General features: G+C 43.8%; 22 protein-coding genes. 5 read left to right on the top strand and 17 right to left on the bottom strand.

Features of this window, described 5'->3' with window-relative positions; translation table 11 throughout:
* Positions 1–29: 29 nt before the first annotated feature.
* Positions 30–1,208, top strand: coding sequence for an acyl-CoA dehydrogenase family protein (locus F0361_RS03955; RefSeq protein ID WP_154917306.1), 1,179 nt, complete (start codon positions 30–32; stop codon positions 1,206–1,208).
* A 147-nt stretch (positions 1,209–1,355) separates the two neighbouring features.
* Here F0361_RS03955 and F0361_RS03950 read toward each other — a convergent pair whose 3' ends face one another.
* The 4 genes from F0361_RS03950 to F0361_RS03935 form a co-directional block, all read right to left on the bottom strand.
* Entirely contained in the window at positions 1,356–2,702 is a 1,347-nt protein-coding gene (locus F0361_RS03950; protein ID WP_154917305.1) for a GH1 family beta-glucosidase, read from the bottom strand.
* A gap of 8 nt (positions 2,703–2,710) precedes the next feature.
* Positions 2,711–3,706, bottom strand: coding sequence for a glycosyltransferase family protein (locus F0361_RS03945; RefSeq protein ID WP_154917304.1), 996 nt, complete (start codon positions 3,704–3,706; stop codon positions 2,711–2,713).
* 14 nt (positions 3,707–3,720) lie between these two features.
* Positions 3,721–4,581, bottom strand: coding sequence for a UDP-2,3-diacylglucosamine diphosphatase (locus F0361_RS03940; protein ID WP_154917303.1), 861 nt, complete (start codon positions 4,579–4,581; stop codon positions 3,721–3,723).
* Between the two features lie 786 nt (positions 4,582–5,367).
* A complete protein-coding gene (locus F0361_RS03935; protein ID WP_246160798.1) occupies positions 5,368–6,243 on the bottom strand; it encodes a nucleotidyltransferase family protein in 876 nt (291 codons plus the stop codon).
* Between the two features lie 200 nt (positions 6,244–6,443).
* Between F0361_RS03935 and hemN the strand changes: the two genes are divergently transcribed.
* Positions 6,444–7,805 carry an oxygen-independent coproporphyrinogen III oxidase gene (hemN, locus tag F0361_RS03930; RefSeq protein WP_154917302.1) on the top strand — a complete coding sequence of 454 codons (1,362 nt, stop codon included), beginning with the start codon at positions 6,444–6,446 and terminating at the stop codon, positions 7,803–7,805.
* A 24-nt stretch (positions 7,806–7,829) separates the two neighbouring features.
* Entirely contained in the window at positions 7,830–8,651 is an 822-nt protein-coding gene (locus tag F0361_RS03925) for a universal stress protein (protein WP_154917301.1), read from the top strand.
* A 59-nt stretch (positions 8,652–8,710) separates the two neighbouring features.
* On the opposite strand, the gene F0361_RS03920 is transcribed toward F0361_RS03925, so the two are convergent.
* The 11 genes from F0361_RS03920 to F0361_RS03870 form a co-directional block, all read right to left on the bottom strand.
* Positions 8,711–10,102, bottom strand: coding sequence for a Gfo/Idh/MocA family protein (locus F0361_RS03920; protein WP_154917300.1), 1,392 nt, complete (start codon positions 10,100–10,102; stop codon positions 8,711–8,713).
* 92 nt (positions 10,103–10,194) lie between these two features.
* Positions 10,195–10,590 (bottom strand): group III truncated hemoglobin, encoded by a 396-nt coding sequence (locus F0361_RS03915; protein ID WP_154917299.1) that lies wholly within the window; start codon positions 10,588–10,590, stop codon positions 10,195–10,197.
* A gap of 38 nt (positions 10,591–10,628) precedes the next feature.
* A complete protein-coding gene (locus F0361_RS03910) occupies positions 10,629–11,117 on the bottom strand; it encodes a GTP-binding protein (RefSeq protein WP_138257762.1) in 489 nt (162 codons plus the stop codon).
* A gap of 10 nt (positions 11,118–11,127) precedes the next feature.
* Complete coding sequence (locus F0361_RS03905) at positions 11,128–11,832, bottom strand: sulfite exporter TauE/SafE family protein (protein WP_154917298.1); 705 nt, start codon at positions 11,830–11,832, stop codon at positions 11,128–11,130.
* Between the two features lie 5 nt (positions 11,833–11,837).
* Positions 11,838–12,284, bottom strand: coding sequence for a FixH family protein (locus F0361_RS03900; protein ID WP_154917297.1), 447 nt, complete (start codon positions 12,282–12,284; stop codon positions 11,838–11,840).
* 14 nt (positions 12,285–12,298) lie between these two features.
* Positions 12,299–13,717: a cytochrome c oxidase accessory protein CcoG gene (ccoG, locus tag F0361_RS03895; RefSeq protein ID WP_154917296.1), complete on the bottom strand. Its 1,419-nt coding sequence runs from the start codon at positions 13,715–13,717 to the stop codon at positions 12,299–12,301.
* A gap of 132 nt (positions 13,718–13,849) precedes the next feature.
* Positions 13,850–14,833, bottom strand: coding sequence for a cbb3-type cytochrome c oxidase N-terminal domain-containing protein (locus F0361_RS03890; protein ID WP_154917295.1), 984 nt, complete (start codon positions 14,831–14,833; stop codon positions 13,850–13,852).
* Positions 14,830–15,021, bottom strand: a complete 192-nt coding sequence (locus F0361_RS03885) for a CcoQ/FixQ family Cbb3-type cytochrome c oxidase assembly chaperone (protein WP_125221360.1) — start codon at positions 15,019–15,021, stop codon at positions 14,830–14,832. The genes F0361_RS03890 and F0361_RS03885 overlap by 4 nt, the downstream gene beginning before the upstream one ends.
* Before the next feature lie 2 nt (positions 15,022–15,023).
* Positions 15,024–17,225: a cytochrome-c oxidase, cbb3-type subunit I gene (gene ccoN / locus F0361_RS03880; RefSeq protein ID WP_154917294.1), complete on the bottom strand. Its 2,202-nt coding sequence runs from the start codon at positions 17,223–17,225 to the stop codon at positions 15,024–15,026.
* Positions 17,226–17,231: 6 nt separating this feature from the next.
* A complete protein-coding gene (gene ccoS, locus F0361_RS03875) occupies positions 17,232–17,435 on the bottom strand; it encodes a cbb3-type cytochrome oxidase assembly protein CcoS (protein ID WP_138257756.1) in 204 nt (67 codons plus the stop codon).
* Between the two features lie 93 nt (positions 17,436–17,528).
* Positions 17,529–19,925, bottom strand: coding sequence for a heavy metal translocating P-type ATPase (locus tag F0361_RS03870; RefSeq protein ID WP_154917293.1), 2,397 nt, complete (start codon positions 19,923–19,925; stop codon positions 17,529–17,531).
* Positions 19,926–20,046: 121 nt separating this feature from the next.
* On the opposite strand from F0361_RS03870, the gene F0361_RS03865 reads away from it, so the two are divergent.
* A complete protein-coding gene (locus F0361_RS03865; RefSeq protein WP_154917292.1) occupies positions 20,047–20,736 on the top strand; it encodes a Crp/Fnr family transcriptional regulator in 690 nt (229 codons plus the stop codon).
* 86 nt (positions 20,737–20,822) lie between these two features.
* Entirely contained in the window at positions 20,823–21,728 is a 906-nt protein-coding gene (locus F0361_RS03860) for a universal stress protein (RefSeq protein WP_138257753.1), read from the top strand.
* On the opposite strand, the gene F0361_RS03855 is transcribed toward F0361_RS03860, so the two are convergent.
* Together F0361_RS03855 and F0361_RS03850 are read right to left on the bottom strand one after the other, a co-directional pair.
* Positions 21,721–21,948, bottom strand: a complete 228-nt coding sequence (locus F0361_RS03855; RefSeq protein WP_138257752.1) for a hypothetical protein — start codon at positions 21,946–21,948, stop codon at positions 21,721–21,723. The genes F0361_RS03860 and F0361_RS03855 overlap by 8 nt on opposite strands.
* 62 nt (positions 21,949–22,010) lie before the next feature.
* Positions 22,011–23,204 carry a hypothetical protein gene (locus tag F0361_RS03850; protein ID WP_154917291.1) on the bottom strand — a complete coding sequence of 398 codons (1,194 nt, stop codon included), beginning with the start codon at positions 23,202–23,204 and terminating at the stop codon, positions 22,011–22,013.
* Positions 23,205–23,588 lie beyond the last annotated feature (384 nt).

The raw sequence follows: 23,588 nt of genomic DNA, 5'->3' as shown, positions 1-23,588 counted from the left end.
TATTTTTACGTCACTTATAAATCCTATATATGAGAACCGACTTATTCGAAGCGCCCGACTATTATAATTTGGATGACTTACTCTCCGATGAACATAAATTGGTACGTGATGCCGCTAGGCAATGGGTAAAAAGGGATATTTCCCCCATTATAGAAACGTATGCCCAAAAGGCCCAATTCCCTAAGCAGATTATTGGTGGATTAGCAGAAATAGGGGCGTTTGGCCCGTATATCCCAGAAGAGTATGGAGGAGCAGGTCTAGATCAGATCAGTTATGGGCTTATCATGCAGGAAATAGAGCGCGGGGACAGTGGGGTGCGTTCCACAGCTTCCGTGCAGTCCTCGTTGGTGATGTATCCAATCTATACCTATGGAACTGAGGAACAGCGTAAAAAGTACCTACCTAAATTGGCAAGCGGTGAAATGATGGGCTGTTTCGGGTTAACGGAACCCAATCACGGTTCCAATCCGGGCGGTATGGAGACCAAGTTTAAGGCTATGGGCGACCATTATCTGTTGAACGGGGCAAAATTGTGGATCTCCAATTCGCCATTTGCGGACATTGCCGTGGTTTGGGCCAAGAACGAGGAGGGCAGGATCCATGGACTCATCGTGGAAAGGGGCATGGAAGGATTTTCCACACCCGAAACTCATAACAAATGGTCCCTAAGGGCGTCGGCAACAGGCGAACTTATTTTCGACAATGTAAAAGTGCCCAAGGAGAATTTGTTACCGAACAAATCGGGTCTAGGAGCGCCATTGGGTTGCTTGGACTCTGCCCGATATGGAATTTCATGGGGCGCCATTGGAGCTGCCATGGATTGCTATGATACGGCCTTGCGATATGCGAAGGAGCGGATGCAATTTGGCAAGCCAATCGCCGCTTTTCAATTGCAACAGAAAAAATTGGCCGAAATGATTACCGAAATCACCAAGGCACAATTGTTGGCATTCCGTCTAGGGCAGTTAAAGAACGAAGGTAGGGCCACAACGGCCCAGATTTCCATGGCAAAACGGAACAATGTGGAAATGGCCATCAACATAGCCAGGGAAGCCCGACAAGTTTTGGGCGGTATGGGCATTACCGGGGACTACAGCATCATGCGCCACATGATGAATTTGGAGAGTGTCATTACCTATGAGGGTACCCATGATATTCATCTCTTGATTACAGGAGCGGATATTACGGGGCATCAGGCCTTTAAATAAGATAACAAATTGCTTAGGTTATCTTAACATATCCTCAAAAATAGGGTCTTATTTTTGCCCTGCGTGTAATTAAGATTCATGTAATTTTTGAGTTAGTTAGCTTAAGCCGATGGGAGCATCGGCTTTTCTTTTTTTTTTATCCAATTGCTAGGAATCCTTTAAAAAGTTTTTATACCACTTTCCCGATTTTTTCACGGTGCGTTTTTGCGTTTTGAAATCAACGTGGACCAAACCAAAACCGGGGTGGTAGCCTTCGGCCCACTCAAAATTATCCGTGAGCGTCCACACGAAGTATCCATGAACGTTTAGGCCTTTCTTTTTGGCTTTTAGCACTTGCTCCAAGTGGTCCTTAAGGAACTTTTGTCTTTTCTTGTCCTTTATTTTTCCCTCCGTGAACGTATCCTGAAATGCGGCCCCGTTCTCGGTGATGATAAGATTCGGCATAGTACAATACTCACTGTATTTGCGTATCATTTCATAGATACTGGGTGGATATACTTCCCAATCCATCAACGTGGTAATTACCTTTCTTTTCGGTGCTTCAATGATTTTAGCTTTGATATAAGGTATAAAATAACTGTGTTGTACGACCTCCCTCGTATAATTTTGTATGCCGATGAAGTCAAATTCAAATTGGCTTTTTCCCATATCCCCGGGTAGGATAAAAGGCTTTAGTTTTATTAAGATCGGCAAATCTTTTTCGGGATAGCCCAGACCTAGGACGGGCTCTATGAAGAGTCGGTTTAAAAGGGCATCCACCCTTTTTGCCGCCCTGATGTTCCTTGGTGATTTGTTTTTTGGTACAATGTAGGAACAGGAGTATGTAGTTCCAATTTTTGCATCGTGAATCCATTTTCGAATCATGCGTCCCCCAACCGCTTGAGACAATTGCGCGTGATGAACGGCAGGAAGAAAATTGCGCATTCCTTTTTTTCCCGGGGCGTGGACTCCCAAAAAATAGCCACCGCCGGTAAACACCATAGGTTCGTTCAGTACCATCCAATGTTTGACCCGGTCGCCAAAGGATTGGGCGCAAACCTTAGTGTATTCCTCGAACCAATCCAGGATTTCCCTGTTGGTCCATCCTCCCTTCAACTCAAGCTCGTGGGGTAGGTCCCAATGGTATAAAGTGATCCAAGGAGTTATGTCCTGTTCCAGGCAATAGTCGATGACCCTATTGTAGAAGGCAATTCCCTCCGTATTTATTTTACCCGTGCCCGTAGGCAATATCCTGCTCCAGGAAATGGAGAACCTAAAATTTGGGATATTCAAGGATTTCATCAGGTCGATATCTTCCTTGTACCTGTGGTAAAAATCACAACTGGTTTTGGCCGTATCGTTTCCGCGAATTTTTCCCTTCCTTGAGGTAAAAACGTCCCAAATGGAGGGCCCTTTGCCATGTTTGTCATGGGCCCCCTCAATCTGGAAAGCGGCCGTGGAGACCCCCCAAATAAAATTCTTGCCAAAATCTGAGGAGTGAATCTTTTTCGTCATTTGGAGACTTATTCCTGCAAGCTTTTCTGAAGTAGTTTTTGAACTATTTCACTGGTAATATTGGGGTAATCTACTTCAATTTTTTTATTGGATTCCACCCAATCCATGACCTTGGGCAGGTGCTTTTCCTTTAAGGATTTTATGACGGGAATGTTCATTTCCTGCAAAGCGGCCGCATTGCATTGTTGTTCATATTGACCTTTCATAGGAACTACGAGTAGCTTCTTTTGCATATAAAGTGCTTCCGCTGGCGTTTCAAAACCTGCCCCGCATAGAACACCCTTGCTAGTGGCCATACTTTGCACAAAGGCTTCATTGGTAATGGGGCGTATGCTCAAATTCTTGGTGACCGTTTCCCGGTTGTTGTGCTTGGAAAATACATCCCACTTTACATTGGGTATTTGTGAAAGAAAATGAATGATTTTTCCATCACTGTAGGATGGAAGATAGACCGTGTAGTGTTCCCCCTCGTAAACGTTTGCATTACGAATATCGGCCCTGATAATGGGCGTAAAAATACCCTCGTCATAGGATTTAAAATGCAGTCCAAAGTGATGGCTGCCGGGCGCATAGTTCTTTAGTATCATTTTACCCAAGCTGTCCTTTTTCTTTGGTTTGGGGGCGTTTTTGGATAGTACGGCCGATTGATGGCTGAAACTAAAGCAAGGCTTTTCCGCCAGTTTGCAGGCCCATGCGGAAACAGGTTCAAAATCATTGATGATCAAATGGTAGTCCTGGACCGGAATGCTTCGGATTTCCTTTTGCAATCGCAAGGTGTTCGATTTTACGTAGGTCTTCCACATATCCACACCCCCTTTTTTGCCGAATATGAAACTCAATCCCTTGCATCGGTATTTTATCGTATAGGGTAAGTCTATATCGGCCTGTGTACCACTGATTAGGATATCCAGGTCTATATTTTCATCGAGCAGGGCCGGAATTACGTCCCTTGCCCTGCTTAAATGGCCGTTTCCGGTACCTTGAATGGCATATAATACCCGCATAAACTTCTGTCGTATTATTTTAGTTTTACCAATCCGCTTGTCCTGAATTCATCCAAAAGGCTTTGGAACAGTTCGGCCCTTTCAAGGACCGGATGTTCCTCATGAGGATCCTCCAATTGATTTTGTATGCCCTTATCATTGTAAAAGGAGTAGAGCTCCCATTGACCGTGGTTGTATTCCAACGCAGTTAGGTTTTCTATCCAATCCCCAGAATTTAGGTAGGTTACTTCTCCTTTATCCGTAGAAATTTTGCGAATTTCGGGTTGATGAATATGTCCGCATACAACGTATTCATAGCCATTTTCTATGGCTATTTCAGAGGCCGTCGTTTCAAAGTTGTTGATGAATTTGACTGCGGATTTTACGCCGTTCTTTATTTTTTTGGACATGGAAATAGGTCCGCGTCCCAATTGTTTGCTGATAAAGTTAATACCCTTGTTCAACAGAATCAAAAAGTCATAGCCCTTGGCCCCAAGTTTGGCGACCCACTTGGAATGCTGCATGGTCACATCAAAGACATCCCCGTGAAAAAACCATGCTTTTTTACCGTGAACGGGCAAAACCACTTTGTTGACAATACTTAAGGAACCCATTTGAAAGCCCGTAAATTTTCGTAGCATTTCATCGTGGTTCCCTGTAATGTAATGCACTTTGATGCCCTTTGTGATCCAGCCCATAAGGTATTTGACCACCTTCATATGCGATTTGGGCCAGAAGCGCTTACTGAACTGCCAAATGTCAATAATGTCACCGTTTAGTATAACTTCCTTGGGAGCAATTGACTTGAGGTATTGCAATAGTTCGTTGGCATGGCATCCATAGGTGCCTAAATGCACATCTGATATGACCACGATATCAACAGGTCTTTTTTTCATAAGGGTCGATGAATTGGTGGTGATTTTTTCTTAAGTATGATAGACTTACCGGTGAGTTTACTGAAAAACTTGAGGAAAATGAAGTAAGAGGTTTCAGTCTTATTTTCACAGGTTCATATAAAGTATAAGAGATCCCTAAATGAATATTTCCTTTAAGTGAGATATATAGTTCACCCTAAAAAATCCCTCGATGAGGGTTTCATACAAAGAAAATCTCCGACTACAAAATTGATGCTTTAACGCGCTATTTCGGTTAGGTGTAACTTATCTTTTAGTTATCTGATTGTTAAGCTATTTTCCCATAGCGCTAGTAAGAATCAGCTGAGATTGGCCGCTTATGTTGAAGGAAATTTCGGCAAACCACAATTTAAGTTGGTTTGACAACAAATAGCACTTCACTCACAACAAATAGTTCTTGAGCGAAAGGAAAGCTGCTACATTTACATCAAAATAAAGAAGTAAATAATTTTTCATTTTCATATAGTGTTCTCGTAAAAGAGTCTGGCTTCACAAAGTCGGACTCTTTTTAGTTTCAACCCTTTTGGTAATCCTTAAACCCAAAATATGCAATAGAAAATCTATTACGGCTTCAAACTACTTCAAAAACACACCCTGTTTAAGCTGTTTTTTAATTTAACCATAGCGATGCTATGCTAAATTTAAGAAAACACGTGTGTTTATTGTATTTTGAACCCTCATGACGAAGTCCTAAAGCATAATTTGGGTTAAAACACAAAAAAGGCCGGTAGCAACAACTACCGGCCTTTTTAATTTTTTAAGAGTTTTCTACCACAAAGGTGTCTTGTAAAGTCCCTCATTGGTCTTGGCCTGTAGGTTTTCCACGGCCTTTTCACGATCGCTGGCATAGGTTACCCCAAACCATTCCGCGCCGGAGGGGATACATTTCACCTCGGCTTCATTAGCTTGCAGCATCTCTTGGATCATGAAGGGCAGATACAGCTCGCTGGATGCGATTTTGTTCTCGTCCTGTAGGAATACCTTCAACTCGGCATCTATCTTTTCAAAAATGGAAGGCCTGCAAACCCAAAAGTTCATACTGGCCTGTTCATCGCCCGTAAATTCCAGACCGGTGTCCTCATCAACGATTTTGTCGCCTTTTTGAACCAATTTTAACCGTTCGTTTACGGAAACCAAGTTATCTCCTTCAACCTTACAAACACCTCGGGACACGGAACCGTGTTCGGATAGGGTATCCTTTAGGGTGTAGCCCAGAAGGGCGTATGCCTCATTATTGGATTTTATAAAGTCGGCAGCCTTTTTATAAACGGCCTGTCCGTAATAATCGTCCGCATTCAAGACCACAAAAGGTCCGTCAATGACATTTCTGGCCGTCCATACCGCGTGTGCGGTTCCCCAAGGTTTTTGACGGTCACCTTTGTAATCTACACCATCGGGCAGATCCGTCAATTCCTGGGCCAGTACATTTATTTTAATGTTTTTTGGCAATCTTTCACTTAAATATTCCTCCAAAAAGGACACATTTTCCTTTTTGGTGATGACCACGATCTGTTCAAAATCGTTCTGTAGTGCATCGTAGATGGCAAACTCCATGAGGAATTCCCCTTTGGGGCCCAAATCATCGAACTGTTTCAGTTTTCCATATCTACTTCCGCTTCCTGCGGCCATTAAAAGTAATGTCATGATTTTAAATTTTAAAGTCCAAAAGTACGGATTGTGATGAAAATAGCGGGGAAGAATCGGCCAAACAGTTGAGGATTCCCCATGAAGTTACTTTTTTATTCCAAAGTATGCTTATTGGCCAAGATGGGTATTCCAAACTGACAATTATCATATTTTTTGGGAGGCGCACGGAGTAGCTTTGTGCCATATTCAAACCAACTATGTGCAATCTTATTCAAAAATATAATATTCCGGGTCCCAGGTATACCAGTTATCCAACGGTCCCATTTTGGGATATTCATTCGTTTTCCGGCAAAAAATGGGAAGCGACCGTCAAACAAAGTTTTTCCGAATCGAATTCCAAAGAAGGCATCAGTCTATACATCCATCTTCCCTTTTGTGAGAGTATGTGTACGTTTTGCGGGTGCCATAAGCGCATCACCAAAAGGCATGATGTTGAGGTCCCTTACATACGCACCTTGTTGAAGGAATGGTCCCTTTATTTGGAGTTGTTCGATGAAAGGCCGATTATCAAGGAACTCCATTTGGGAGGCGGTACCCCTACATTTTTTAGTCCGGAGAACCTTCAAATGCTTATCAACGGACTCTTCAGGAGGGCCGATAGGGCAGCGGATTACGAATTTAGTTTTGAGGGCCATCCCAACAATACGACCAAGGAGCACCTTCAGGCGCTGTACGATGTTGGGTTTAGACGTGTGAGTTATGGTGTACAAGATTACAACGAGACCGTGCAAAAGGCCATCCACCGGGTGCAATCTTTTGAGAACGTTAAGAACGTTACGGAATGGGCCAGGGAAATTGGGTATACCTCCATCGGTCACGATATCATTTTTGGGTTACCCCACCAAACCTTGGAACATGTACTCGAAACCATAGAAAAAACGAAAACCCTAAAGCCGGATAGATTGGCCTTTTATAGCTATGCCCATGTACCATGGCTCAAGGGAAACGGTCAGCGTGGTTATAAGGATACCGATCTGCCGTCCGCCGAGGAAAAGCGTACACAGTATGAAGCAGGGAAACTGGAACTGGCTAAGGCCGGGTATACGGAAATAGGGATGGATCATTTCGCCTTGGATACGGACAGTCTGTATCGATCCATGCAAAATGGCAAACTGCACCGGAACTTTATGGGTTACACCGCTTCCAAGACCCAATTGATGGTAGGTCTGGGAGCCTCCAGTATTAGCGATAGTTGGTACGGTTTTGCCCAAAATGTCAAAAGCCTGGAAGAATATCAGCACTTGGTGGAGAATAACATCATACCCATTTTCAGAGGCCACATTTTAACCGATGAGGATAGGATCATCAGAAAACATATCCTTAACTTAATGTGTCAACTTGAAACTATTTGGTTCCAGGAGTCCATGCAGTTCAAGGAATTACCTGTGGTGATGGACAGGTTGAAGGAGATGCAGGACGACGGACTTCTGGAAATGACCCAATATCAACTGCGGGTCACTGAAAAGGGGCGTCCATTTGTTCGTAATATATGTATGGCGTTCGATTTGAAATTGCACGAAAAAACACCGGAGACCCGATTGTTCTCCATGACCATTTGATTGTTTAACCTAAATCTTGTAAAAATGAAAAGTATCATAGTTCCCATAGATTTTTCGGAAATATCCGAGTATGCCTTTGAGGTAGCGGCTTCCATAGCCAAAAAACACGATGCCACGCTGTACGTGCTGCACATGCTGGAATTGAATCAGGCAATGCTTACCTCCACCGAAGGTTTCCACCCGGAACAGACGGTCTTTTTGATAAAATTGGCCGAAAAGCGATTGAATGAATTCTTGGACAAACCGTATTTGAAAGGTGTAAAGGTTGAGCCGATTATAAAGCACTACAAGGTCTTTGGTGAGATCAGCGAAGTTGCCGAGGAGAACGATGTGGATTTGATTGTGATGGGCAGCCAGGGTGCGGACGGACTCAAGGAAATGTTCGTAGGTTCCAATACAGAAAAAGTGGTTAGAAATTCTGATATCCCCGTTTTGGTCATCAAATCCAAAATATCCGATTTTAATCCGAAGCAGATTCTATTTGCCTGTGATCTCAAAAATGAAAATATCCATGCCCTACAACGGGCCAAGTACATCGCTGACAGCTTTTCGGCGGAACTAAAATTGGTCTATATCAACACCCCAGGTGACGATTTTTTAAGCACCGCCGAAATACAAAAGAGGATAAAATCCTTTTGCGAGCTGGTCGGGTTTGAACTATTGATCGCCATCTACAACGATTATAACGTGGAACGGGGCGTACTGAATTTTGGAATGGAGAGCAATGCCGATATGATCGGGGTTCCCACCCATGGTAGAAAGGGACTTTCCCATTTCTTTATGGGCAGCATAGGGGAGGACATTGCTAACCATGCAACGCTACCTGTGGTCACCTTTAAGATTTAGTTAGAAGCAAGGAATCACAGTTTTTAGTTGGTTGAAAAGGGTGCGTAGGCACCCTTTTTTTATATGAGCTTCATTTTTACGGGATCCCAGTTCACGGGTTGCTGTTTATAATAACTGTCATTCGCCAAGAGCGCGGCACCAGCGGCCCTTAATCCAAAGGTTGGATCTTGGATTACGGAACCCTTGTTCCTAATGGCAGTAAAGAAATTGTTGAAATGATCATAGTGGCCTCCTTTATAATCCCGTTCCGCCTCCCAAGTGGTAGTGCCTGTACTTAAGGAAGACGATCTTGGTTCCAAGGTTTCCAAATCATAACCTGCCCTTATCTTTTCCTGCATTTCCTCGGTAAATGAAACCAGGGAGTATCCATGGGGTACCATACTCAGTTTGGAACGTCTTACGGTGACCGAATTTTGTCCGACTTCCATTTCCCCTTCGGTACCGATTAGCTTAAAGCCCCCACCACCGCCACTACCGGCAATGAAATTGATCCTGAAGGCCGCATTAAACGCCGCATGCGTATCGGTTTGAGGATAATCGTATAAGGTAATGGAAACATCGGGCACATCCCGGCCATCTTTCCAGTAGCGGAGTCCGCCGGTTGCCAGCGCTCGGTTGGGACCCATGGAACTAATTACGTGGTTTAAAGTGGAGAAAGCATGTACGAACAAATCGCCCGCAACTCCTGTTCCGTAGTCCCTATAGTTTCGCCACCTGAAAAAGCGTTTGGGCTCAAAAGGAACTTTGGGCGCTTTTCCCAGAAAGGTATCGAAATCAACGGTTTTTGTATCGGCATCCGGAGGGATGGGATATTGCCATGCGCCTTCGGCGGAATATCGGTCGTTGTACATGTCCAACATCACCAAATCGCCAATGGCACCTTCTTCATATAATTGTTTTGCCTTTTCGTTCCCAAGGGAGGACATGCCTTGGCTCCCGATCTGACAAATCTTTCCGCTTTCTTTTTGTGCCTTGATGATGGCCTCTCCTTCCTCCGGTTTCTGGACCATGGGTTTCTCACAGTACACATGCTTACCGGCTTTCAGAGCATCGATCGTGATTTTTTGATGCCAATGGTCCGGTGTAGCAACAATGACGGCATCGATATCCTTTCTATTCAATATATCCCGATAATCCCGAGTCGTGAAAATAGATGTCCCCCAAAGTTCCTTGGCCCTTTCCAATCGGCCTGTATACAGATCGCACGCAGCGACTAATTGCACGCCATCGACCTGCAAAGCGGTCTGGGTATCATAAATGCCTTGGATTCCCGTGCCGAAAAGCGCCAGGTTGATGCGGTCATTGGCCGAAAAGGATTTGGGTGTGTAATTTCTGCTCAACATCAATTTTTCCTCAAATCCTGAGGCCCATAGAAATGGACTTGTTGTTACGGCGGCTGAGGTCAAGGTAGCCTTTTTAAGAAAGGACCTTCGGGTGTTTTTCTTGCTCATAATCGAAAAGGGCTTGGTTACAATTTGAGTTCGTCGGTTTTAAAAATAGGAATTTTTAAACGATAAATCCGAAGTGAAAACCTCAGGAACGGTTATTTGGCCGCCCGATGTTCGAATATCTTCAGGAAAAGCATCGTATTCATTTTGCGGGCCCTATTTTTTGCGATCCAGGCCGTTTCCCCAGAAAATAGCTCGTCTATAGTAGCGAACCATAGATTGAGCCAAATACCAAAGTGTTCCATGGTCATGGTGTTCCCCATGTAATCATCGGTCTTAATGTGGGCCTTAATCGGGTCGCCGGTATACTTTCTTTTAAGGAACAGTTGGGATTCCCAAAAATCGGTCAAGATTTGCAAATGAGCCTCCCAATCGGAGATTATTCCGTTGAAAATAGGCCCTAGGGTATCCTCCTTCCGCACTTTTTCATAAAAAGTGTTTACAAGGAGTGCTATATCTTTTCGGGTCTTGATTTCCGGCTTATCGCTCATACTAGTAAAATACACATTTCAATGGAAAAGGGTTGCAACTACCCCAAAGTTTCCATCATAAAGGCGTAAAGTTCCTGTATTTGAGGCTTGCCTTTTCTTTTGCCCATTTGTCCAAAGGTATAGAGTGCGAACCAAACGACCACCAATAAGACCATAAACCCAACTTGAAGTCCGTAGGGTTTGTTGAGCGATGCACTCACATAGGCCCAAATACCCACAATAATGAACAGGGTGGCTACCACAAAATGCAGAAACATGAAAAAGGTCCATAGCGTTGGGTTTGGACCAAAAAAACCATAGATTTTGGATGTTCTATCGTCCAAAGCATCTATTTCCAAGTGTAATTGGGGAGAGCCAAAATGGGTGGTCTCCTTGTTGTATTTTATGAAGATATGGTTGTCCAGACAATTGACCAGAAAGGGGGCTTTTTTTGAATCGATGAACTTTCGCAACAATTGCTCCCTGTTTCCCAAAATTTCGAGCTGAAACCGTGGCCTAAGGACAATATCGTTGGATAGTTTCTTCATCAGTATTATATCATGGATGACATTCCATTTCTGCCGATACCAATTGGGTAATCGGTTTTGGAGATACGTAGGGGATTCCCAATCCAAGTCCGCGAAGAATGAAAAGTGTTCCCATAAGGACCACAAAAACGGGAATTAGTTTCTGGATGCGTTTCTTTGCGTTTCCTTTCAAAAATGCACTAAAATAAACGGCCGTGGTCATCAGGGGAACGGTACCCAGTCCAAAAAGCACCATGTAAAGGCTGCCCTGAGCGACCTCGCCCATGGCGATGGCCCCGAACAGCGCCATGTAGACCAAACCACAGGGGAGGAAACCATTTAGGAATCCTATGGTCAAAAAGGTGTCGGCCGACTTCTTTTTGAACTCTTGGCCCAATCTGCTTTTTATTTTTGATACGGCCCTGTATACCGGGCGTCCCAATTGATATCTGTTTAAGGTTTTGGCAGGAATCAGCACCAATAAGATCATTACAATACCAACGGCAATCGATAGTCTTTGCTGCATTCCAAAGACATACAGTCCTTTCCCCAATAGTCCAAAAACCAACCCGATGATGCCATAGGCCAATAGCCTACCTATGTGATATAGGCTGATCTGTCCAAACTTTTTAAGATTGTTTTTATGGTCCACCGGCAACATAAAGGCTATGGGTCCGCACATGCCTACACAGTGAAGACTTCCCATAAGACCTAATATGAGGGCAGAAAGTAGCATGATTTCTAATAGATTATATTTTCCTTATGCAAGTAATCCGTGCCATTGTAGTTCCAACTGACTTTAATGTCCCAGCGACCATCCAACAAGCGGTTGTCAGGTATGAGCAAATGGTTATTGGACAAACTTATGGGTAAGTCAAAATCCAATTGCTTATTAGATGGTCTGTATAGGGACACTGTGCCTTTAATTTCTTTGGGGTTCACCTTTTCGGGGAAACGAATTTCAAGTCCGTCCGGACTTTTTCTCACCTGTAATTTATTGATGTCCTTAGTGGCATTATTTTGGGCATCGATTTCCTTTTGATAGGCCAATTCCTGCCTGTAGTAATCCTCTGTTACAAGGTCATGGTTGGCACGTTTGTCCGTACTCATCCGTACCACAAAGAAGAGGATAAAGCCAATAAAACCTATAAATGCCAGTACAATTCCGGTTCCCCAATTAATTTTCATCTTTTATTTTTTTATCATTTATAACTCCTTGGAGCCATGAAGGAGCAAAGGGTAGTTTCTACCAACTCATCTCCACTATATACCCCAACCTTCACTTTTTCCTTATCGCTTTTTACGGCGGCGTTGTTGATCTCTATAAAGAGCGTTCCTTCGGCCAAATCCTGTGCGGGAACCTCAAAGTTTTCGTTACGGACCAGTTTTACGGTTCCCTTGTGGGAAATCAACTTAAAGCTAACGTCCTCCACAGGTTTGGTGGTCTTGTTCACCAATTTATAGGTGTAGACGTTGCTAATGATGTTCCCTTCCTTGTGCTCATATAGTTGCCCCGGTAACCGAAGGATATTGGCTTCCAGGTCGTTCCTTAAAAACAGCATCCCTACCAAGACACCAATTAAAATGGTCAATACTGCGGAGTACCCTTTTAAGCGTGGTGTGAATTTGAATTTCTCCTTTTTGGTAATTTCGTCTTCGCTTGCATACCTGATAAGTCCCTTTGGGAGATTTACCTTTTCCATAATGGTATCGCACTCATCGATACAGGCGGTACAGTTGACACATTCCAGTTGGGTTCCGTTTCTGATATCTATGCCCGTTGGGCAAACGTTCACGCATTGAAAACAATCGATACAATCCCCATAGCCAAGGGCTTCCCTATCCTCGTTTTTACGCCATTTTTTGCGGCCGTTTTCCGCTTCGCCACGTTTGTGGTCGTAGGCGACGACAATGGATTTATTGTCCAACAGGACTCCTTGCATTCTACCATAAGGGCATGCGATGATACAGACCTGCTCCCTGAACCAAGCAAATACAAAGTAGAATACCCCGGTAAAAATCAGTAAGGAGACAATAGTGCTTAAGTGCTCAAAAGGTCCGTCCGTAATATACCTGATCAATCGGTCGCTACCGATGAGATAGGCCAGGAATACATTGGCGATCAAAAAGGAAATGATAAAGAAGATGAACCACTTTAATACCCTTTTCCTAATCTTTTCGGCATCCCATGCTTGTCGGTCCAATTTCATTTGGGCCCCACGGTCCCCATCGATCCAATACTCGATCCTTCTGAAGACCATTTCCATAAAAATGGTCTGAGGGCACATCCATCCGCAGAAAATACGTCCGAAAGCAACCGTAAACAGTGCGACAAATATCACACCGATGATCATGGAAATGACGAACAAATGAAAATCCTGGGGCCAAAATGGAAACCCAAAAATATTGAAACGGCGTTCCAATACATTGAACATTAAAAACTGGTTGCCATTTATTTTTATGAAAGGAGCGGCAAACAAAAAAGCCAGCAGAAAATAACTAACATATTTCCGATACTCGTAGAACTTGCCACTGGGTTTTTTTGGAAAAACCCATGCTCTTTTCCCTTCTTCGTTTATCGTTCCAATGGAATCCCTAAAGTTTTCTTGATCTTGTGCCATTACGGTTTAATTTGTCTTGCTTTTACTAGGGATAGGAATGCTGTCATTATTGGCTTTTGGTTATTTGGTATCGGTTTTTTGAACCGCCACATACCAAATTTGTATGGCATGTGGCAATCCAAAAGGATCTCGTTATTCAATTACGGTACCCTCTTCGTCAATGGTTTTAATGAATTCTAAGGTGTCGACTTCAACTTCAATCATGGCCGAATCCACGGCGGGCGCTCCCTCCACATCCATATGCGGGTTTACGATAATATCACCTTCCGGAGCTTTTGGGTTGGCTGGTGTGGTTCCTTGAAAGTTAAGTACATAGCTGGCAACTTGCGCCATCTCCACAGGTTTTAGGCTCTGTTTCCAGGCAATCATACCTTTACCGTCCCTTCCACCTTCTGAAATGGTGTTGAAAACCGATTTAATATCGCCACCCAATATCCAGTTTTGATCGGTCAGGTTAGGACCAATTCCCCCACCACCGTCAGCCATATGACAGGCCACACAATTCGTTTCAAAAACGGCCTTACCCGCGGCAATATCGGATGCATCGGTCAATAGTTCCACGGTATTGACATCTACTAGGTCCTTGGCGTTTTTCTTGTATTCTTCTATTTCGGCTTCGGCCAAGGTCATTTCCGTTAGATATTCGGTATCCTGATCATAATCATTGAAAATGTGGAACCGCACCAAATACACTACCCCAAAAATGATGGTGGCGTAGAACATGTATACCCACCAGGGTGGAAGCTTGTTATCAAGCTCGCGAATGCCATCATAGTTGTGGTCCAGGATGATTTCACCTTCGGCCTCGATAGGTTTGGAGCCCAAAAGCTTCTGGTACATTCTTTTGCCCCAGGCCCATTCAAAGCCTTGTTCCTTGGAAGCCAAGTAGCGTTCCTTTGCTTCTTCCGATAGTGTCTGGAACATGACGTTCTCAATGGAGGCCAGGATAAGCTCTATGCCCACAAGCAAAAGGATTATAAAGCCTAGAAATAGTGCGACTATGGGTTGGTCCAGAAAGGCTGGCTTATCCCCCGAGTCTATAAAAAACTCCGTCAATCCAAATATGATAAAAAATAGTAGTGGAAGTCTGATCCACCAAGGTCCTAGGTTCTTCATAATTCAATGTTTTGTTGGTTGTTATTGTCTAGTGGGATGTCGCTCACCTCTTTGACATACTCCTTGGATGCGGTAAAGACCCACCAGAAGAGAACGACGAAGAAGACGAAGAAAATCATCAGTGAAATCATTGGGTAGGTGGCCACCCCCTCAATGTTTTCCATATATCCTTTTACAAACTTTAGCATGGCTATTTATTTTCTGAGATTAATTCGTTGGTTTCCTTAATTTTTATATCCGTACCCAATCGTTGTAGGTAGGCGATCATGGCCACAATTTCCCTGTCGCGCATTTCAATGAATTCCTCCCCGTTTTCAGCGGCGTATTTTTTATCGGCCTCGTAGGTCGATGCAAAATCCGGGTCGCTATAGAGGTTCTTCTCAATTTGTATGGCCTGTTCGCTCATACTGGCTTCGGCATTGGCAATATCCTCATCGGTATAAGGTACTCCCAAGGTAACCATGGCCTCCATTTTGTCCTGAACCCCACTTCTGTCATGTCTGTTGCGTACCAACCAGGAGTAGGAGGGCATTATGGAACCGGAGGAGGTCGTTTGTGGATCGTACATGTGGTTTAAGTGCCAGTTATCCGAATACTTTCCACCAACCCGTAGCAAATCAGGACCCGTTCTCTTACTTCCCCAAAGGAATGGGTGGTCGTATACGAACTCACCGGCCTTGGCATATTCCCCATAGCGTTCTACCTCACTTCTAAATGGCCTGATCATTTGGGAATGGCATCCTACACAACCTTCGCGTATATATAGGTCCCTTCCTTCCAATTCTAACGGTGTATAAGGTTTGACACTGGTGATGGTAGGAATATTGGACTTCACCATGATGGTTGGTACAATTTGTACAATACCACCTATCAGAATGGCTACGGTAGCCAAAATGGTCAATTGGATGGGTTTACGCTCCAACCATGTGTGGAAGGTTTCCCCTGCGGTCCTGTTTTTGGATACCCGGGTAAGGGCAGCGGCTTCGGCCAACTCATCCTCCACTTTTTGACCGGATTTGATGGTAACAACGATATTGTACACCATAACTATGGCACCTACAATGTAAAGACTACCCCCAATAGCACGCATCCAATACATTGGGATGATCTCGTTTACGGTTTCCAAGAAGTTACCGTAGACCAAGGTTCCATCCGGATTAAAATCTTTCCACATCAAGGCCTGGGTGAAACCGGCTACATACATGGGCAGCGCATATAATATGATACCTAGGGTCCCAATCCAGAAGTGGAAGTTTGCCATTCCTACCGAAGCCAAACGGGTCTTGAACATTTTGGGAACCAACCAATAGATCATACCAAAGGTCAAGAAACCGTTCCAAGCCAAGGCACCTACATGTACGTGGGCAATGATCCAGTCGCTAAAATGGGCTATGGCGTTTACGTTCTTTAAGGAAAGCATTGGACCTTCAAAAGTGGCCATCCCGTACCCTGTAATCGCAACTACCATAAATTTAAGTGTTGGGTCCGTACGAACCTTGTCCCAAGCACCCCTCAAGGTCAAAAGGCCGTTGATCATACCGCCCCAGGAAGGAGCGATCAACATGACCGAAAAGGCAACACCAAGGTTTTGGGCCCAATCCGGCAATGCGGAGTATAGCAAGTGGTGAGGTCCTGCCCAGATATAAATGAATATCAAGGACCAAAAGTGAACTATGGAAAGTCTATAGGAATATACAGGCCTGTTCGCCGCTTTAGGAACAAAATAGTACATCAATCCCAAGAATGGGGTTGTCAAGAAGAAGGCAACCGCGTTGTGGCCATACCACCATTGTACCAAGGCATCCTGTACCCCGGCATATACGGAGTAGCTCTTCAAGGCACTTACCGGTAACTCCAAACTATTGAAGATATGAAGTACGGCAACCGTTACAAAAGTCGCCAAGTAGAACCAAATGGCAACATATAAATGGCGTTGTCTTCTTTTGATCATGGTTCCGATCAGATTGACCCCAAAGGCTACCCACACAAGGGCAATGGCAATATCGATGGGCCACTCCAATTCCGCATATTCCTTAGATGTGGTAATTCCCAATGGCAACGTAATGGCTGCGGCCACAATGATCAATTGCCAGCCCCAAAAATTGATGTTGCTCAGCACATCACTGAACATTCGTGCCTTAAGGAGGCGCTGTGTCGAATAATACACACCGGCAAAAATGGCATTACCTACAAAGGCAAAAATGACCGCGTTGGTGTGCAAGGGTCTTAAACGGCCAAAACTGAGCCAAGAAATTCCGTCCGTAACATTCGGGAACAAGAACATAAAGGCCAATAATAGGCCAACGGACATACCAACAATACCCCAAAGCATTGTGGCATAGATGAACTTTTTTACGATTTTGTTATCGTAATAAAACTGCTGTACTTCCATAGTTGATTAGTTATTTGATTCTATTGATGTATCCATATTGGATTTTTGTAAACTCTTTTTCTGTTTTACCAATTCGTCCTCAAAGAGCATCCGGACGGATGGCGTATAGGAATCGTCATATTGCCCATTTTTTACCGAGAAAATGAACGCTGCAAAAAAGACAATGGCTACGATGATACTAATGGCCAATAACACATATATTACACTCATACCTACCTGAATTTCGGGGTAAAATTACCGTTGTTGCTTCCGTTTAAATATGACATTTATCAGTTTTAAATATTTTATTCTATACCTTGTTTTTTACTTTAATTTTTTGCCCAAAAGGTTGGTCATTAGCGTTGTAAACCCAACCACGCTAATGGAACTCAAGGGCATTAAAATGGCCGCGATAACGGGTTCCAGTTGCCCGGTAACCGCAAAATAGAGTCCCACTACATTGTAAAGGAGCGACAATAAAAAACTGAGCTTTATGATTTTCATGGCCTTTTTGGAGGCGATGATGTATTGGTACAATTGCTGGAATTTTGATGCATCCATAATACCATCACAGGCGGGGGAGAATACATTAATGTTTTCCGATATGGCAATACCCACTTCCGCTTGGGCGAGGGCACCGGCATCGTTCAATCCGTCACCTACCATAAGGACTTTTTTGCCCTGTTCCTGTAAGGAAGTGATAAAGGCCAGTTTGTCCTCCGGTTTTTGGTTGAAATACAACGGAGTCAATTTGGGCAACAGTTTTTCCAAGTTGCGTTTTTCGCCCTCGTTATCCCCGGAAAGAATGGCCAATTGTAGTTGTTCCGACATTTGTTCAAAGACTTCGGAAACACCTTCCCTGTATTGATTGTGAAACACGTATTTGCCCTTGTACGCATTGTTGCTCGCTACGTGCACCGCCGTGTTCAAATTGTCCGAAACCTCTTCCCTGCCCACAAATTCAGAGGAGCCTATTTTTATATGTCTGTCGCCCTTACTTCCTTCCAGGCCTTTGCCAAGATGTTCCTCGTAATCGTCCAACGTGTAAATGTTATGGTCCGATAAAATATCGTACAAGGTCCTGCTTAACGGGTGGTTGGAGGCCCTCAAGGTATTTTTTAGAAGGGATTCCTCTTCCTTTGTCAACGGCATGCCTTGATAGGTGGCCGTACTTTGTTTGGAAGTAGTAATGGTCCCGGTCTTATCAAAAATAGCGGTATCTATCTGTGCCAATTGCTCAATGGCACCGGTATCCCTCAAGTAAAATTTCTTCTGACCAAAGATGCGGAGCATATTGCCCAGGGTGAAAGGCGAGGCCAAGGCTATGGCGCACGGGCATGCGATGATCAACACCGCCGTAAAAACGTTCATTGCCAAGGACGGGTCAAAAAACAACCAGTAGGCTGTGGCCAAAAAAGCAATGGTCAATACCCCAATGGTAAAGCGTTTTCCAATGCTATCGGTGATGTTTTGGAATCGGGTGGATTTGTCCGTTTTAAAGACCGAATTGCTCCAAAGCTGGGTGAGGTAACTTTGGGAAACCGATTTTAAGGCCTCCACTTCAATGGGGCCGTTCATTTGCCTCCCTCCGGCGAAAACTTTGTCGCCAAATTCCCGCTCCACAGGGACCGATTCCCCCGTTACAAAACTGTAATCAATCTGTGCTTTGCCTTTATATAGGAGTCCGTCTACCGGAATCAGTTCCCCGTTTCTGATCAATAGCAGGTCGCCCTGTTTGATTTCGTGCACTTGGGTACTTTCCTCGGTACCATCATCATTAATTTTGGTGACCGCGATAGGGAAATACGATTTATAGTCCCGTTCAAAAGAGAGAAAGGAATAGGTTTTTTGTTGGAAGAACTTCCCTAGAAGCAGGAAGAAGACCAAACCTGTAAGGGAGTCAAAAAAGCCGCTTCCCCAATCGAACATAATTTCCAAGGTACTTCGTACAAAAAGTACCAAAATACCCAAGGAAATGGGAACGTCAATGTTCAGGATTTTGGAACGAAGGCCTTTATAGGCCGAAACAAAGTAGTCCGCACCTGCATAAAAAACGACGGGAAGTGAAAAGGCGAACATCAGCCATCTAAAAACCACTTCATATTGGTTCAACCAAAATTCGCCACCGGAAGTTTTGCTGGAGCTCAGATCAAAATAATCCGGAAAGGAAAGGAACATCACGTTACCAAAAACAAATCCGGCGACGCCCAACTTATAAATAAGGCTTCGGTCTACCTTTTTTTCTTTTCCATCAATATCCTCCAAGGATATATAGGGTTCGTAACCAATTCTGGCCAGTAGCACCACCACGTCCTTTAAAGAGGTTTTTTGGCTGTTATAGGAAATCCGTACCGTTTTCTTGGAAAAGTTTACTTGGGAGGAGGAGATGAACGGGTTGAGCTTGTTCAGGTTTTCCAATACCCAGATACAGGAACTACAATGTATTAAAGGAATGTAGAGATTTACGATCTGTAGGTTGCCGTCGTTGAATTCCGTTAATTTTTCCACGATACGCTCGGTTTCCAAAAAATCGTACTTGCCTTCTATGGCTGTAGGCGTAGAACCTGCCGAAGTTTGCAAGTCGTAATAATAGGATAAATCGTTTTCCGAAAAAATCTCGTAGACCGTTTTGCAACCGTTGCAACAGAAGCACTTTTCATCGTACTGAATACTCTCGGAGTCGCAATCGTCCCCACAGTGATAACAGGGTTGCTTTTCCATAATACATTTGCTTATACCTGGGGCAAAGGTTGGAAATCAATGCGGTTACAAATATGATATTTGTCAGTTTTTACGTAAATTCAAGCTGTTATTTTTGTAGGGTCAGGTAAATATTAGTTAAATGGAAAGCAGATGTGAAAATTGTATCGTACGGCAATTTAACTCCTTACGCGCTATGTCCAAGGAGGAATTAAAAAGGGTGTCCGATTCAAAAACTACACGAACAATCAAAAAGGGAGAGGCCCTCTTTAAGGAGGGTGAAAAGTTGGATGGCGTATTTTGCGTACGCGATGGGGTATCCAAATTATCCAAATTAAGTGAAAACGGTAAAGATCAGATCGTTAAGCTTGCGAGCAAGGGGGAGGTCATAGGACAACGCTCCGTGGTGGCGGAAGAAAACGTAAACTTGAGCGCCATTGCCGTAAGTGATATGGAGGTTTGTTTCATACCCAAGGAAGGAATAGTTTCCAGTTTGCATACCAATCCCAATTTTACCCTTGAGGTATTACGGCATATGGCCCACGATCTGAAGGAGGCCGATGACGTTATCGTGAACATGAGCCAAAAAAACGTCAAACAACGAATGGCGGAAGCTTTCCTGTACCTGAAAAATAATTTTGGAGAGGATGAGGAAGGCTATCTAAGACTTGTGTTGTCCAGGGAGGATATTTCCAATGTGGTAGGTACGGCCATTGAATCGTGTATCCGAATCATTTCAGAATTTAAGAAAAAAGGGTATCTAAAAACTTCCGGGAAAAGAATCGGCATCAAGGATGAAAAGGCGCTAAAAAACCTTGTGGAAGGTTTTTAAGTCGATTATTTCCCAAAGATGACAATTGTCATAGTTTCCTCGTAAGGCTCGGTCTAATTTTATCCCATATTCAAAGATGAAATTAGATGAAGAATATTTTAATCCCTACGGACTTTTCGGATAATTCCTGCAATGCCATCAAGTATGCCATTTCCATGTTCTGGGATCAGGAATGTACCTTCTATTTATTGAATACCTATACCCCAGCCATCGCCGGCAGCAGGTTTATGGCGGCTTCCTTTGAGGAAAGTATGCTAACGAACAGTGCCGCCAAATATTCCCAAAAGGGCCTGGATGATCTATTGGCGCGGGTCAAGAATGACTTTGTGAACGAGCATCATCATTTTGAGACCATTTCTTCCTTTAGTTTGTTGGTGGATGAGATCATTGAAAGTATTTCGGCCTATGACATTGAACTGGTCATTATGGGAACCACGGGGGCAACAGGAATGGAAGAGGTTTTCATGGGCAGCAATACGGTACGTGTCATCAAATCCGTAAAGGACTGTCCCGTATTGGCCATTCCGCAAAACTTTGAATTTCAAAAACCGACCGAAATCGCTTTCGCGACGGATTTCACCCGATTTTATACCAAATCCGAGCTAAGGCCTTTGGTGGAACTGGCCGGCATTTTTGATGCCACCGTTCGGATCGTACATGTACAATATGAAATCAAGACCCTGTCCGAGCTTCAATTGTTCAATTTGGGAATGTTGCGCAAGTACCTGGGTGAAGTGGAGCATTACGTACACACCGTATCCGAGTTGAATTCCGTTTCCAAGACCTTGGAGGTCTTTTCCAGGGAAATGGACATTCACTTACTGGCCATGTTGAACTACCAACACAGTTACATGGAACAATTGGTACGTGAGCCCGTAGTAAAAAGAGTGGCATTTCACACCCAAATACCGCTACTGGTCATACCGGAACTGGGCATGACCTCCCATTTAAAGGAATCCAGTAAGAGGGAAAACGTAGTCGTACCTAATTAACGCGGTTCCCAATGGGATTGTCCTCGTAAAAATCCTTGAATGTTTTGTCCGTCTTGTAATTATCGGTCAGTACTTTATAGACCATGATGACAATAAGGGCCTGGCCTAGCACGGTGCAATAAAATATCCAATTAAAGGGGAGGTTCATTACGGACATTATGGTGACCGTGACCAAGGCCAATGTGGTAATCACTACCCAAACGTAGACTGAATCTTTCATTTTTAATTGAAAGATAGTGTTTAGGGACTCTTAAATGCGTTAAAGGTTTTTTAAAACTGCGACTAAAAATCGTATTCCCAAAATTTGTCGGCTGTAGGTAGCATGTCCTTTTTTCCCGTATCGAAAGGATTGAAATTGGTTTTGGCGAAGTAGTACCAGAGGGTGGAGGACAGCGCCGGGGTAATATCCGTATGATTCCAAAGTTCGTTGCTTCCATAGGAAGTGCCAAAGTTGGCGGTATAGGGTATGCCTTGAGCGTTATCGGTCATGGAGCTCTGTATGACCGTTTTTTCAATGTTTTCCATTATATTTTCCGAAATATCGAACCGCGCGATACTGTTGAAGGCCACTGCCATTTGTGCGGAACCTTCCAGCCAGATTACATCCTTGTCCTGGTCGAAGCAATAGCCTGAAATCATTTCACCGCTCATGGTGGCTGTTTGATTGTTCAGGAACTTGTTGGCTTGGAAGAGCACATCGTCAGAGAGGTCGTTGAAAATAAGTTTGCTTAGGGAAAGCACGTCCAGGGCAAAGGCATATTCTGGATTTTCAGGCCAGGCCATTAACAGTCCAAGCTCTTCGTCCCACCGATTCTTTTTCAGGAAATCCAGCATGTTTTTATGGAATGCGTCGTATCCCTTTACGGCGTGAAAGGCCGTGATCATACCTTCCGTAACATTGGGTATCTCCGTTCCATCCGAATTTGTTCCTCCTCTCAAAGCCCCATTTTCCATTTGTAGGGAACGGATCCAGTTTTCCAATTGAAGCGAAAGTGATTCATATTTTCCAGATCCGTATTTGGTGGCATATTGGTTCAAAGCGATCAGCAGCCAGGCATTGTCGCCCATCCAGATCCTTTCCGCATCGGAACCATCTGATTTTCTAAATTGATAGAACCCGCCCGTTAGAGGTAGTTCCGTTTCCCGAATAGAGTAATAATAATCGAATATCTTTTCCGCATTTTCCCTTCGATCCTCTTGGATGAAAAATATCGCGGCCAAGGCATTGTCGTATAAGGAAGTGAAATTGGAGATTTCCGTACTTTCCATCAGGCCCGATGCTTGCTGCCGGTTTACGATCCAATGAACAAAGGCCTCATCAACATGTTGCGATTTTTCATTGGTCTTATGGGATACTGTCTCAATTTTCTCGTCCAAACGTACCACTAAATCCTCTTGGTAGGTGGAAATATCCTCTTTTGAACACGAAAAAAACAGCAATAGGACAATTATGAAGGCAACCGGTCGTAGGTTCATGGGATAGGTCGATTTGGATTTGGACCTGCAAATTACGTAGCCGCTTTGGAGTAACTACCCAAGTGTCGACCAGTGGAAGGTTTCCTTGGTAACTTGTATTGGTTGGATCTATTTATCTGATTATATGGTTTTTAATCGTGAATTCCCTTCATGGTCAAATTTCAATTCAAAGGAAAAAGGAGACCGCTCATCCGATGATAATTTTAGAATGACCTTAAAAAATAAAAATCCTTTCTTATCTTTGTGCTGTTGTGTTGTGTCCCGAAAGGGATTTTGGGACAGTGGTAAAAATAGGATTATACCTATTGAACCAATGAAAGGCTTTCCATTTGGGAGGCTTTTTTTGTTAGTGAAAACCAGATAGGTGAAACGAAGTGCACATTT

Origin of the sequence: Maribacter flavus, assembly GCF_008386635.1 — a bacterium.
Taxonomy (GTDB): domain Bacteria; phylum Bacteroidota; class Bacteroidia; order Flavobacteriales; family Flavobacteriaceae; genus Maribacter; species Maribacter flavus.
The sequence above is the reverse complement of the archived record's forward strand: the minus strand, read 5'-3'. Positions and strand labels throughout refer to the sequence as shown.

Bases quoted from the DNA above. Each gene is read 5' to 3' on its own strand.
- F0361_RS03925 (WP_154917301.1), top strand. From the start codon at position 7,830: ATGAAAAGTATCATAGTTCCCATAGATTTTTCGGAAATATCCGAGTAT.
- F0361_RS03860 (WP_138257753.1), top strand. From the start codon at position 20,823: ATGAAGAATATTTTAATCCCTACGGACTTTTCGGATAATTCCTGCAAT.
- F0361_RS03950 (WP_154917305.1), bottom strand. From the start codon at position 2,702: ATGACGAAAAAGATTCACTCCTCAGATTTTGGCAAGAATTTTATTTGG.
- F0361_RS03955 (WP_154917306.1), top strand. From the start codon at position 30: ATGAGAACCGACTTATTCGAAGCGCCCGACTATTATAATTTGGATGAC.
- ccoS (WP_138257756.1), bottom strand. From the start codon at position 17,435: ATGAGTGTAATATATGTGTTATTGGCCATTAGTATCATCGTAGCCATT.
- F0361_RS03890 (WP_154917295.1), bottom strand. From the start codon at position 14,833: ATGAAGAACCTAGGACCTTGGTGGATCAGACTTCCACTACTATTTTTT.
- F0361_RS03915 (WP_154917299.1), bottom strand. From the start codon at position 10,590: ATGAGCGATAAGCCGGAAATCAAGACCCGAAAAGATATAGCACTCCTT.
- F0361_RS03870 (WP_154917293.1), bottom strand. From the start codon at position 19,925: ATGGAAAAGCAACCCTGTTATCACTGTGGGGACGATTGCGACTCCGAG.
- hemN (WP_154917302.1), top strand. From the start codon at position 6,444: ATGTGCAATCTTATTCAAAAATATAATATTCCGGGTCCCAGGTATACC.
- F0361_RS03905 (WP_154917298.1), bottom strand. From the start codon at position 11,832: ATGCTACTTTCTGCCCTCATATTAGGTCTTATGGGAAGTCTTCACTGT.
- F0361_RS03850 (WP_154917291.1), bottom strand. From the start codon at position 23,204: ATGAACCTACGACCGGTTGCCTTCATAATTGTCCTATTGCTGTTTTTT.
- F0361_RS03940 (WP_154917303.1), bottom strand. From the start codon at position 4,581: ATGAAAAAAAGACCTGTTGATATCGTGGTCATATCAGATGTGCATTTA.
- F0361_RS03920 (WP_154917300.1), bottom strand. From the start codon at position 10,102: ATGAGCAAGAAAAACACCCGAAGGTCCTTTCTTAAAAAGGCTACCTTG.
- F0361_RS03900 (WP_154917297.1), bottom strand. From the start codon at position 12,284: ATGAAAATTAATTGGGGAACCGGAATTGTACTGGCATTTATAGGTTTT.
- F0361_RS03945 (WP_154917304.1), bottom strand. From the start codon at position 3,706: ATGCGGGTATTATATGCCATTCAAGGTACCGGAAACGGCCATTTAAGC.
- F0361_RS03865 (WP_154917292.1), top strand. From the start codon at position 20,047: ATGGAAAGCAGATGTGAAAATTGTATCGTACGGCAATTTAACTCCTTA.
- F0361_RS03935 (WP_246160798.1), bottom strand. From the start codon at position 6,243: ATGACATTACTTTTAATGGCCGCAGGAAGCGGAAGTAGATATGGAAAA.
- F0361_RS03910 (WP_138257762.1), bottom strand. From the start codon at position 11,117: ATGAAGAAACTATCCAACGATATTGTCCTTAGGCCACGGTTTCAGCTC.
- ccoG (WP_154917296.1), bottom strand. From the start codon at position 13,717: ATGGCACAAGATCAAGAAAACTTTAGGGATTCCATTGGAACGATAAAC.
- F0361_RS03885 (WP_125221360.1), bottom strand. From the start codon at position 15,021: ATGCTAAAGTTTGTAAAAGGATATATGGAAAACATTGAGGGGGTGGCC.
- ccoN (WP_154917294.1), bottom strand. From the start codon at position 17,225: ATGGAAGTACAGCAGTTTTATTACGATAACAAAATCGTAAAAAAGTTC.
- F0361_RS03855 (WP_138257752.1), bottom strand. From the start codon at position 21,948: ATGAAAGATTCAGTCTACGTTTGGGTAGTGATTACCACATTGGCCTTG.